Origin of the sequence: Pseudomonas asuensis, assembly GCF_014646755.1 — a bacterium.
Classification (GTDB): Bacteria; Pseudomonadota; Gammaproteobacteria; order Pseudomonadales; family Pseudomonadaceae; genus Chryseomonas; species Chryseomonas asuensis.
In genome coordinates, this window is the sequence record NZ_BMNW01000001.1 from 144824 (window position 1) to 155871 (window position 11048).

The 11048-nt window shown below is 54.4% G+C and carries 11 protein-coding genes and 1 pseudogene; 11 read left to right on the forward strand and 1 reads right to left on the reverse strand.

The annotated features are described in order from the left end of the window. The first annotated feature begins 13 nt into the window (after window positions 1-13). The 4 genes from IEX86_RS00690 (at window position 14) to IEX86_RS00705 (ending at window position 4427) form a co-directional block, all read left to right on the forward strand. The gene (locus tag IEX86_RS00690) at window positions 14-1327 is read left to right on the forward strand and encodes an MFS transporter (protein WP_188864155.1); all 1314 of its coding nucleotides are present in this window, start codon (window positions 14-16) and stop codon (window positions 1325-1327) included. A 40-nt stretch (window positions 1328-1367) separates the two neighbouring features. Continuing rightward, complete coding sequence (gene fucP / locus IEX86_RS00695; RefSeq protein ID WP_188864156.1) at window positions 1368-2609, forward strand: L-fucose:H+ symporter permease; 1242 nt, start codon at window positions 1368-1370, stop codon at window positions 2607-2609. A gap of 198 nt (window positions 2610-2807) precedes the next feature. After that, window positions 2808-3563, forward strand: coding sequence for a hypothetical protein (locus IEX86_RS00700; protein WP_188864157.1), 756 nt, complete (start codon window positions 2808-2810; stop codon window positions 3561-3563). Window positions 3564-3719: 156 nt separating this feature from the next. After that, window positions 3720-4427 (forward strand): DUF3053 family protein, encoded by a 708-nt coding sequence (locus IEX86_RS00705; RefSeq protein ID WP_188864158.1) that lies wholly within the window; start codon window positions 3720-3722, stop codon window positions 4425-4427. A 55-nt stretch (window positions 4428-4482) separates the two neighbouring features. Here IEX86_RS00705 and IEX86_RS00710 read toward each other — a convergent pair whose 3' ends face one another. Further along, window positions 4483-4665, reverse strand: a complete 183-nt coding sequence (locus IEX86_RS00710; RefSeq protein WP_188864159.1) for a hypothetical protein — start codon at window positions 4663-4665, stop codon at window positions 4483-4485. A gap of 764 nt (window positions 4666-5429) precedes the next feature. Between IEX86_RS00710 and IEX86_RS25530 the strand changes: the two are divergent. The 7 genes and pseudogenes from IEX86_RS25530 to IEX86_RS00740 form a co-directional block, all read left to right on the forward strand. Continuing rightward, window positions 5430-5594, forward strand: a pseudogene (locus IEX86_RS25530) (HAMP domain-containing protein); the annotation flags it as partial. Window positions 5595-5765: 171 nt separating this feature from the next. Continuing rightward, complete coding sequence (locus IEX86_RS25535; protein WP_373290388.1) at window positions 5766-6476, forward strand: methyl-accepting chemotaxis protein; 711 nt, start codon at window positions 5766-5768, stop codon at window positions 6474-6476. A 138-nt stretch (window positions 6477-6614) separates the two neighbouring features. Further along, entirely contained in the window at window positions 6615-7619 is a 1005-nt protein-coding gene (locus tag IEX86_RS00720; RefSeq protein WP_188864161.1) for an alpha/beta fold hydrolase, read from the forward strand. A gap of 75 nt (window positions 7620-7694) precedes the next feature. Further along, window positions 7695-8114, forward strand: coding sequence for a hypothetical protein (locus tag IEX86_RS00725; protein ID WP_188864162.1), 420 nt, complete (start codon window positions 7695-7697; stop codon window positions 8112-8114). Window positions 8115-8372: 258 nt separating this feature from the next. Continuing rightward, window positions 8373-9251, forward strand: a complete 879-nt coding sequence (locus tag IEX86_RS00730) for a lipid kinase (protein WP_188864163.1) — start codon at window positions 8373-8375, stop codon at window positions 9249-9251. Between the two features lie 113 nt (window positions 9252-9364). After that, window positions 9365-10288 (forward strand): SdiA-regulated domain-containing protein, encoded by a 924-nt coding sequence (locus tag IEX86_RS00735; RefSeq protein WP_188864164.1) that lies wholly within the window; start codon window positions 9365-9367, stop codon window positions 10286-10288. Window positions 10289-10377: 89 nt separating this feature from the next. Next, window positions 10378-11037 carry a potassium channel family protein gene (locus tag IEX86_RS00740; protein ID WP_188864165.1) on the forward strand — a complete coding sequence of 220 codons (660 nt, stop codon included), beginning with the start codon at window positions 10378-10380 and terminating at the stop codon, window positions 11035-11037. The last annotated feature ends 11 nt before the right edge of the window (window positions 11038-11048 follow it).

Here is an 11048-nt window from a genome sequence, read left to right on the forward strand (position 1 = left end):
ACTGGAGTCATTCATGTCTACGCTTACTGCCCCGCTCGACAGTGCCTTGACCAAGAGCCGCCGCCGCATTATTCCATTCGTGGCCTTGATGTTTGCCATGGCCATTATCGACCGTTCCAACGTTGGGTATGCCAAGCTCGCATTGCAGGCCGACACCGGGATCGGCGATGCGGCCTTTGCTCTTGGCGCGGGAATCTTCTTTATCGGCTACGCGCTTTTCGAAGTTCCCAGCAACCTGATCCTTCACCGTATCGGTGCACGGATCTGGTTAAGCCGAATAATGGTGACCTGGGGCCTCGTCTCGGCGGCCATGATGTTTGTCCAAAGTGAAATGTCCTTCTACATCCTTCGCTTTCTGCTGGGCGTGGCCGAGGCGGGCCTGTCGCCAGGGGTCGTGCTGTATCTCACTTACTGGTTCCCTCATCGACACCGTGGTGCTGCGTATGGGCTGTATTACTTTGGCGTACCGGCTTCGCTGCTACTGGGCGGCCCGGTATCCGGCTGGCTGCTGGACATGCATGGTGTATTCGGCCTGCGCAACTGGCAGTGGATGTTTGTGGTAGAGGGATTGCTCGCGTCTATTATCGGCGTGATTGCCTTCTTCTACCTGCCCAACCGTCCGCGGGACGCTCGGTGGCTGACCCGGGACGAGAAAACAGCGCTACACAAGGCCATTGAGCAGGAGGAAACCGACAAGAGGGAACATAGCCCCGCTTCCTGGAAGGCGGCCCTCGTCAACCCAAAGGTCATGTACTTCGTACTGATCTATTTCACCATTCAGGTAAGCGTGTACGGCGTATTGTTTTACCTTCCAGCACGCATCGCTCAACTGCTTGGCACCAAGATCGGCTTTGAAGTCGGAATGCTGACCGCCATCCCGTGGCTATTCACCTTAGGCGCACTGTTCGTGGTGACTCGCTATGCGGACCGCACCGGCAAACACCGCCAATTGGCCGTTGCCATGCTACTGCTTGCTGCTGTTGGAATTGCAGGTTCAACCGTTATCGAGAGCATCGTGCCCGTGCTGTTTGCCTTCTGCCTCGCAGCTGCTGGCTTTATCACGGTTCAGCCCCTCTTCTGGACATTACCCACCCGCTACCTGAGCGGCGTTGCTGCTGCCAGCGCCATTGCCTTGATTGGAGCGCTGGGCAATCTGGGCGGCTTTCTGGCGCCCACTCTGAAAACCTACATGGAGCAAACGTTCGCCAATCCCCATGCCGGCATGTACACCCTGGCAACATTTGCCCTGCTCGGAGCAGGCCTGCTCGCTTTTGGACAAACCACCACCCAACGTCAGGACGCCGGTTTTGCTGTACCCACCAAATGACCTCAACGCTGCACAACGATAAGAACCACGGAGAGCTGTCATGTTAGTCAACCAAACCAGAACGGCCGCGCCCGTTGCCAGCCAGGAACGCTCGGGCTACCAATGGGCATTCATCCTTGTCACCAGTCTGTTCTTCATGTGGGGCCTGTCATATGGGCTGTTGGACGTACTCAACAAACACTTCCAGGAAACGTTGCATGTCACCAAGGCGCAATCCGGCCTGCTTCAGGCAGCTTACTTTGGCGCCTACTTCATTGTTGCCCTGCCCGCCGGTATCTTCATGGGCAAGCGTGGTTATAAAGCGGGTATTCTGGTCGGGCTGTGCCTGTATGCCCTGGGCGCCCTGCTGTTTGTTCCAGCAGCGTCTTCAGCTAGCTTCGCCATGTTTCTCTTTGCCCTCTTTGTAATCGCCTGTGGCCTGGGCTGCCTGGAAACAGCAGCCAACCCCTACGCCACCGTTCTGGGTGATCCAAACGGGGCTGAGCGACGACTCAACTTTGCTCAATCCTTTAACGGACTCGGCCAGTTTACTGGTCCAATCCTGGGCGGCACCCTGTTCTTCTCTGCCACCAATAGTGCAGGCACCGCCTCGTCCGAAAGCCTCGGCTCGGTCAGCATGATCTATGTGGGTATTGCAGCACTGGTTCTGATGATTGCCGTGCTCTTTGCCAAGACCACTCTCCCTGACCTTCGCAGCCAGGAAGAGGCCGTGGCCCGACAGGACAACCGCACGCTCTGGCAGCATAAACATTTTGTAGGCGGTGTGGTCACTCAGTTCTTCTATGTGGCGGCCCAGGTAGGCGTGGGTGCCTTCTTTATCAACTACGTGACCGAGCATTGGGGAGACACTTCCAGTCAGTCGGCCTCCTTCATGCTGTCTATCGCGATGCTGTGCTTCATGTTAGGCCGCTTCTTCAGCACCTGGTTGATGGGCTTTATCGCGCCAGCCCGCCTGATGATGATCTATGGCGTAATCAATTTTGTCCTGTGTGGCCTGGTTGTTGCCGGTTTTGATAGCGTTGCCGTAGTAGGTTTGATCGCCATGTTTTTCTTCATGTCGATCATGTTCCCCACCATCTTTGCATTGGGCGTGAAAAACCTTGGTCCGCACACCAAGCGTGCCAGCTCCTTCATGATCATGGCAATTGTGGGCGGCGCGATCATGCCCTACCTCATGGGCCTGATTGCGGACATGAGCAGCACGGCATACGCCTACTCGCTGCCAATGCTCTGCTTTGTTCTGGTGGTCTGGTACGGTGCTTCGCAGCAGCGCAGCGCTTGATCGCCACGCGGACCAGGTATACCTGGTCCGCTTCATCGCCTCGTCAGTGCCATTTATCTCTACTCAACCGGTTTAACGGCTCAAGCCCCGCCGGCCCTCTGGATTTATCCAGTGGGTCTGGATACCCTTACATAACGTAAGATTTATCACGCATCTCCACAGTCAGTACCGTCGTTTCGAGTCCTGCAAGGAAGCATTATGGGCACACACGACTACAATCGGCAGCAAGGCAATGGGCAGAAGCCCGCCCTTGCGCATGAGCATCCCTCTATTACACGACAGCGCCCCAGGCGCCGCCGAACATTAACCCTCGCCCAACTCCTCTGGCTTGCCGTATTGCTGTTTGCAAGCCTTCTCGCCTGGAATGCACTTGAAGATATTGAGCAGCTGCAGGCACCGGTCACGCTGATAGAATCGGGGGAAGAGATAAGCGTAGACCCTTCGGTCCAGAGGCCTTTCGATCTTTCCGTGGACCAAACCGAGGTTGCCTCATCCCCCGCCGACCTGACCTGCATGCGGAGCGACAATACGCCCGATGACGCAATTATTCGCTGTCATCTAGGCAAGTCTGTACACCAAGACATCAGCAGCTCAGGCCAGGGCGTAGTGCCCAGGGCCTACCGTGCACATCATGATCACCTGCCGCGAGCGCTCATTTACCCTGCTGATCCCATACGGGAGAGTGAACAGCATTGGGTTGTAAGCTGGGGCAGCAGCGAAAGCTATCTGGCCGCCTGGGAAATCGTTAACAACCGCATCGATGCTACAAGCGTTTGCGGCAACTACCGTAAGGGTTCGGCCAGCTATAGCGAATGTCGCAAGGGCGCCAAGGAATACTTCAAACAGAAGTGCCAGGACTGGCGCGCCCGGTATGCCAAGGATAAGCAAAGCAAGAGCAATTGGATGGAAGAACGGTATTGCTCAGCACAAAGCAAGTTTAACCCTGTGGGATGACGTATGGCTGATGCTTGAAGTTGGCCTCATTACCAGAACCTGTTCACCAATTCATTTAATCACGCTCGCTACGCCTCTCAATCCACTATATACGGTGCGCCAGCTGACCTCGGTTGTAGGTCGGCCCTATTTCATTTGAGCTCATAGGGAGATCTCATGCTCAAGCGTAACCCTGCCGTTGCCGTGTTTTTCACTCTCGTGTGTGCCTGTTTGCTGAGTGCCTGCTCCAACGAAGAAGCTCAGCGCAAGGCCTTCATGGAATTTCTGCAAACTCGCATTATCGATAAACCCGGCGTGCATGTTCCTGTTCTCAAGGACGAGGACAAGAAAGTCTTTGGTGATTACAGTGCTCAGTATGCAGTGATGCAAAACTTTCACGAGTCTTTAAACAAGCGCACCGAAGAATCGCTCAATACTGCAATGAAGCAGATGAACATCAGCTCGATGGGTCAGGCTATGCAGCGCCGCGAAGACATTCAATCTGCTCAGAAAGCACTGAATGAGTTACCCGCCCTGATCAGCGAAGAACAAGCGAAGGCTGATGATGTGCGGAAATCATTCCAGCAGCCTGAAGACCTGAAGGCTGTCTACACAAAAGCCTACGATCGAGTGGTCACTCAGCCAGCCGAAGCCATGAAAAGCATGATGCCCGTTGCCAGCGAGACGCTAACAGCAACGCTTGAAGCCCTGGACTACATCCATGCTCATCAGAACGTGATCAAGGTTAACGGTGCCATGATTGAGGTATCCGACCCTGCTATTCAGAAAGAACTCAATACACGGCTTCAGGCACTGAACGCTAAAGCGCAGGCGACCATGCAGGCGCAGCGCAAGATGGTAGCAATCATTTACGGCCGGGGGTAGGCCGTCAGGGGCGGTGAAAGCTGGACAGGCCATAGCCTGCCCAGTTTTTCATGAATCAACTCGGTACGAGTGGTGTACCAGGGTCAATCACGTCTGGGTTGTCTGTAACGTCATCGGGATGATCAATGATCCCATCCGGCCCTACCGGCTCATCAGGCCAGGGAGACTCCTGGCCACCGCCTGGGTTAATAGGACTCGGATCCATTGCATGAATGGGTGCCAGCAGTTCATCAGTCATGGTGCACCTCCCGTTCTTTTCTATCAGTGACAGTCTCTCTATTGGAAAGCCGTTCGCTGCAAATGTTCGCCCAAACAGCCGTCATTAAAAATTCATATTTATATCGGGACGATAGCGCTTTTCTTCTATCAAGTTTTGGCGGGCTCTAGCGACACAGTGACCGGTAATCCCCTCTTCTTCGAGAAACTCTCATGTTGACCCGTTCCCTGCGAGGCCAAGTTCTTGCGTTACTCTGCAGTAGCCTACTGTTACTCATGGCTATCTCTATTATTTCGTTCAAGGTGCTTTCCGGTAGCGTCCATGACTACCGCAGCCTGCTGGACACTGATATCCGTAATGTTCTCTTGATCGATGAAACCAATCTGACTTTCAAGGCGCAGGTTCAGGAATGGAAGAACGTACTGTTGCGCGGCAAGGATGAGGCAAGGCGCGAAAAACATTGGCAAGGCTTCCAGGAGCAGGAACAGAAAGTCCAAGAGCTACTGAGCCGACTGAATAGTCAGACCTTTACCGAGAGCTCAATAGGCCAAGCCATAGAGGCGCTCGCAAAAGAACATAAAAGTCTAGGTATAGCCTATCGCACAGGGTTTGATCGCTTTAAAGCTGCTGACTTCGATCCCGCAGCAGGAGATCAAGCCGTCGCAGGTATCGACCGCGATACTACGGCCCAAATGGCCAGTTTGGTGGCGTCCCTGCATAAGCGCAGTAATGAGTTGTCAACACAGATCAGCGCACGTGCCGACACTACTTTTCTGGCAGGTCTGATGGCCTTGATCGGTGGTGGTATCGCCATCCTGTTGCTAAGCCTATGGCTGGTCAATCGCCGCTTGATAACCCCCATTGGCGAACTCATTGGCCACATCAACCAGCTCAGCCATGGCAACTTCAGCGTAAACATCCAATCCACCCGGCAAGATGAACTGGGTCGTTTGGCAGGCGCTGCCAGTATCCTGCGTAACTTCCTGTCCGATACGCTCACGCGCCTCAAGCAGAGCACCCATGACCTGGATTCTGCCAACCGCGACCTGAATGCTATCGCCAACCAGATGGCCCACGGCAGCAATGAGCAGTTCTCCCGCACTGATCAAGTGGCCACTGCCATGCATGAAATGTCCGCTACAGCTCAGGAAGTAGCGCGTCATGCCAGCGAGGCTTCCATAGCCGCCACTGAAACCGATCAAGCTGTTCAGCGTGGCAGCCTGGTCATGCAAAATACCATTAAGACGATTGTTGACATGAGCGGTGAAATTGCCGGTACGGCGTCCGTCATCAACCAGCTGGAAGAAGACAGCGTGCGCATCGGCAAGGTAATGGAGGTCATCCACGGAATTGCCGAGCAAACCAACCTTCTAGCCCTCAACGCAGCCATTGAAGCCGCTCGCGCAGGCGAAGCCGGTCGTGGGTTTGCGGTTGTGGCCGACGAAGTGCGTAATCTTGCGCGTCGTACAGCCGACTCGACTAATGAGATCAACCAGATCATTGCCAACGTCCAGAGCGGTACCTCCAATGCTGCCAAGGCCATTCAGAATGGCCAAAGCATCAGCGAGCGCAGCGTGACTCAGGTAAAAGAAGCGGGTGCGATTCTGGATACCATCTCGGTCTCAGTCGACGCCATGCGCGCCAAGAACATTCAGATTGCAGCGGCGGCCGAGGAACAGACCTCCGTCAGCGAAGACATTGCGCGTAACCTTACCGAAATTACAACCATTGCCAGCACTAACCAGGCACAGGTTGAGAAAACACAGGATGCTGCCTTGCATTTGCAAACGCTGTCTCAAGGACTGGCAGAGCTGACCAAGCGCTTAGGCTAAGCTTGAGTAATTACCGCTGTCCGCCTTGCAAAGGGGCGGACAGCTGTTTAGGCAGATAACTGTAAACAGGCCATTCGTCTCTTCAGCGAACGGCCTCTCGCACTGATCACTCTAAATGTCTTTAGCGGGAGTCCTGGCATGAAAAACCTCCGGCACATCGACAATCCAGCCCCGGCGTTCAATAAGGCAACTCACTCAGCTTCTCGTCCTGGCCCGCTTGTTTGGGGCTCCCTCGCCATAGCGGCTTCCGCCGTGTTGGTTCGCTATTACAGTCGGCAGGCGGAAAGCAAACATCCACCGGCTGGCCGCTTTGTCGATGTAGAGGGCATTCGCCTTCATTATGTCGAGTATGGCGAAGGGCAACCCCTTGTGCTCCTCCATGGCAACACGACCATGGGTACAGACTTTGAACTAAGTGAGCTTGTCGAGCAGGCAGCACAAAGCTACCGAGTCATCATCTTTGACCGTCCAGGATACGGCTATAGTGATCGTCCGGCTCATATCGCCTGGGGTCCGATCGAGCAGGCCCATCTGTTCAATCAGGCACTTGCATTGATGGGTGTCGAGCGTCCTATCGTATTAGGGCACTCCTGGGGCGCATTAGTGGCCATGGCCCTCGGACTCGAGTTTCCGCAATCCGTGCAGGGCCTTGTTTTGCTGTCAGGTTATTACTATCCGACCGATCGCCCCGATATTCCTGTAGCGGCGCTGCCTGCGATTCCTGGCCTGGGCGACCTGATGTGCCACTCTATTTCGCCGCTGCTGTATCGCAGCCTGTGGCCTGTCATAATGAAGCGGATGTTTGCACCTGCCAGAGTGCCAGCACGTTTTAAACAGTTTCCAGCCTGGATGGCCTTTCGTCCTGTACAGCTGCATGCCAGCGCGGCTGAAATCGCGCTGCTCATTCCAGCAACACTCCAACTACGGGAGCGCTACAAGACCTTAGCAGTGCCTGCGGTCATCATGGCGGGACGCGAGGATCGGCTGGTTCATACCCATGTGCATTCGGGCAGGCTGCATACCGAGTTGCCGGAGATGGATTTCCGCGTCATTGAGGGTGCCGGGCATATGCTCCATCATCTGGCACCGCAGGCCGTACTTGACGCTATTCATACCCTGGCCGAACAAAGTCCGTCGGGTTGAATCTATCAAAACAGCATTCATAAACAGGCGTCCGGGTCAGGTAATATAGGCGCCTTTTCTGCAACGCTACGCTCAATGAACTCGATCCCGGCTCGCCTCACTTTTTCCAGCGCCCTACTACTCCTGGCCTATTACACTCTGAGTCATACCCGCCTGGGCACCTTGCTCATTCCTATTCGCGATGCCCAAACAGCGGATAATCAGGTGGTGCTGGCCGTTGCCCTCGCAACCTTTGTACTGGTGGTCATGCAGATCGCAGCCTGCGTTCCGCTGGGTTTTCTTAAGAATCGCTTCTGGGCCAGTGCCATGGCCTGTGTGCTGCGGGTTCCATCCTGGCTATTTACTTCCATCGGTGCCGTCATGTGCCTGAACGAGGCCTTGGGTAACTCCGCTTACTGGACGCCCTGTCTGGCCTATGCCGCCACCGCCACCCTGGTGTTATGGCAGGATTATCGCTTACTCAAAACAGCCCGCGGCAGCGGCACCCACACTTGAACCGGCTAATATTTAGCAATGGGTACCTCGTAAAAACGCATTACCGATAGTCTTCGGTGTCTGTCTTGTAGGTCTTTAACGCGATACTGCCTTCAGATAAGCGGCTTATTACTTAAAGCAACGCTTTCCCTGATCTTTTGAAACCATTCCTCTCTCGCAAGCGGCTGTCAGACACTGCTATTTTCGCATTTCATCTAGCAGACAGACGCATGATCGCGGTGTCAAAGATGAGTCAGTCAGACTGAGATCACAGACGCAATGACCGCTACCCCTATTCGCCGTGCCCTTTTACTAATCAATAAACGTGCTCGCCGTGGCAGCGAATCCTATGTGTCTATTGTTGAAAAGCTCAGCCAGGGAGGCATAACGGTTATAGAGCCTACTGGACCAGAGAACCTGTCTATTAATGAGAAGATCGAGCAAGCCAAAGGATGCGATTTGATCATTATCGGCGGCGGCGATGGCACCCTAAATGCCGCGACTCCAGCCCTGATCAAGGCGGGGCTGCCGGTGGGTATCCTTCCGCTAGGCACTGCTAATGACTTGGCCAAAACGTTGGATATCCCGCAGGATCCGCTTGAGGCAGCGAGTGTTATTGTGCAAGGCCGACTGCGGGCAATCGATATTGGTGTTGTTAACGATCACGTCTTTCTCAATGTGGCCAGCATTGGTTTTAGTGCTGATCTTGCCAATCAGCTAACGGCTGACATCAAGAAAAAATGGGGGAGCCTTGGCTACGGTTTGACGGCCTTCCGGCTACTGCGTCGCTTCCGCCGGTTTACCCTTTATATCGAACATGATGGGCAGGTCGAGACGGTCCGTACGGTCCAGGCTTCAGTAGGGAATGGCCGCCATTACGGCGGTGGCATGACAGTAGAGGCGTCCGCGACCGCTGACGATGGCCGTCTGGACTTTTATAGTCTCGAGGTCAAACATTGGTGGGAGCTGATCGCGCTTCTGCCGAGCCTGCGCAAAGGCACCCACGGCAAGGCAGACAAAGTCAGAGCCTTTCAGACAACTGCTATCCGGTTGAATACCCGCAAGCCTATGCCCATCAATACAGATGGCGAACTGACTACCTACACGCCTGCTGTCTTTTCCATCAAGCCCAAGGCGCTGCAAGTCTTTCGTCCGTAAAATGCCTGATGGTCAATGAACGAATTGGAAATCATTACAGATTCCTTATTCAGCTTTAGTTAAGCACAGCGCCCGTACGCTAGATGCCCTGAATTTTGAATCTGACCCTAGACATGCAGAACGCTCTTTCACCTAAAGTGATGGCAATGGCCCTGGCCGGCTTGCTAACGGCTGCCGCAATAACAACAGGTGCCCACTTGCGTCTGTTCGAGCAGGTCTGGTTTCGCCTGGAGCAACGCTTCAGCTCCGAAGAGACTCAAAGGCAGGCCCTCTGGCTGCCGGATTACCATGTCACCATCGACGCCAAGCCGCTGGGTAACGATCATGACATGTCGGCCCTGACCTTTGATGCCAGCCGCCGAACGCTTTTTACCGTCACGAACAAGGACTCACACCTCATTGAGCTTTCGCTCTCAGGCGATGTGCTGCGGCGCATTCCATTGCGGGGTTTCGGTGATCCAGAGGCAGTCGAATACATTCGTCCCGGTGTTCTCTTGATTACAGAAGAGCGTAATCATCGCCTGATCGAAGTGCATTTTGACGATCAGACCCAGGTAATCGACATTGCCGACCCCGCCAATGCCAGACAGTTTTCGCTCAGCGCTGCGGATAACAATAACAAAGGCTTTGAAGGCCTGGCTTATGACCCGCGCGAACAACGTCTTTTTGTCGCCAAGGAAAAGGACCCGGTCCGAATCTTTGAAATTAGCGGCTTTCTGACAGCCTCGTCCGACCGGCCCATCAATATTGACGTGCATGTAAATGCAAAGCGGGACCGGGAGCTGTTTATCACAGACCTGTCCAGCCTTCACTATGACACGAGCACCGGTCACCTGCTGGCCTTGTCCGATGAATCCAAAATGATCGTGGAAATGGATGCCAACGGCACGCCAGTCAGCTCGTTCAGCCTGCGAGGTGGTAATCAGGGACTTACAGAGGATATTCCCCAGGCAGAAGGCATCACCATGGATGATCATGGCACCCTTTATGTGATCAGTGAACCCAACCTGTTTTACGCCTTCAAGAAGAAGTCCTAAGCCTTGTCGAGCCTTTGTCACTGGAGCTCTGGTGAGCCTGAAACAGCCGAGTTACGCTGTACGACTCTTCCACCCTGCCCGTGCCTTGAATGAAAGTTACCTTCGTCACGTACCTTGCCCGCCATCCGTCTGCCAGCCTGCTGCTTATCCAGCTACTAGGCATCGTGCTTTATCCATTTATGGAAGACATGCCGGGCGGACGAGCCGTCTTCGGCGCGTTTGGGGTTATCGTGCTGGTAGCGGCCCTGCGCATGGTTCGTCGCAGTCCGCTGCTCCACTCGACTGCCTTCATTCTGGCGGCGCTCATTCTGTGCCTGGCTATCCTCAGCGAGATCTCACCCAACCCGATTATTAATATCCTGTCCGCTACGCTGGAAGGAGCCTTTTATTTTTATGCAGCTGCCAGCCTCATCGCTTACATGATGGAAGATCAGCGAGCATCAACCGATGAACTATTTGCCGTAGGCGCAACCTTTACTCTGCTGGCCTGGGCCTTTGCCTATACCTTTACCGTTTGCCAGTTGCTCCTGCCGGGTAGTTTCACTGCCATGCTAAACCCCGATCAGCCACGTACCTGGATGGAATTGCTGTTTCTGAGTTTCACCACACTTTCCGGTGTTGGACTAGGCGATATTCTGCCCATTACCCCACTGGCCCGTGGGCTGGTAATGCTCGAAGAATTTGCGGGCGTCATGTACATCACCCTGGTAGTAGCCCGCCTGATCAGCCTGACCGTTATCAGGCGTTAGAACCGACCAGT

Coding starts and splice junctions, on each gene's coding strand:
- IEX86_RS00690 (WP_188864155.1), top strand. CDS start 14: ATGTCTACGCTTACTGCCCCGCTCGACAGTGCCTTGACCAAGAGCCGC.
- fucP (WP_188864156.1), top strand. CDS start 1,368: ATGTTAGTCAACCAAACCAGAACGGCCGCGCCCGTTGCCAGCCAGGAA.
- IEX86_RS00700 (WP_188864157.1), top strand. CDS start 2,808: ATGGGCACACACGACTACAATCGGCAGCAAGGCAATGGGCAGAAGCCC.
- IEX86_RS00705 (WP_188864158.1), top strand. CDS start 3,720: ATGCTCAAGCGTAACCCTGCCGTTGCCGTGTTTTTCACTCTCGTGTGT.
- IEX86_RS00710 (WP_188864159.1), bottom strand. CDS start 4,665: ATGACTGATGAACTGCTGGCACCCATTCATGCAATGGATCCGAGTCCT.
- IEX86_RS25535 (WP_373290388.1), top strand. CDS start 5,766: ATGCATGAAATGTCCGCTACAGCTCAGGAAGTAGCGCGTCATGCCAGC.
- IEX86_RS00720 (WP_188864161.1), top strand. CDS start 6,615: ATGAAAAACCTCCGGCACATCGACAATCCAGCCCCGGCGTTCAATAAG.
- IEX86_RS00725 (WP_188864162.1), top strand. CDS start 7,695: ATGAACTCGATCCCGGCTCGCCTCACTTTTTCCAGCGCCCTACTACTC.
- IEX86_RS00730 (WP_188864163.1), top strand. CDS start 8,373: ATGACCGCTACCCCTATTCGCCGTGCCCTTTTACTAATCAATAAACGT.
- IEX86_RS00735 (WP_188864164.1), top strand. CDS start 9,365: ATGCAGAACGCTCTTTCACCTAAAGTGATGGCAATGGCCCTGGCCGGC.
- IEX86_RS00740 (WP_188864165.1), top strand. CDS start 10,378: ATGAAAGTTACCTTCGTCACGTACCTTGCCCGCCATCCGTCTGCCAGC.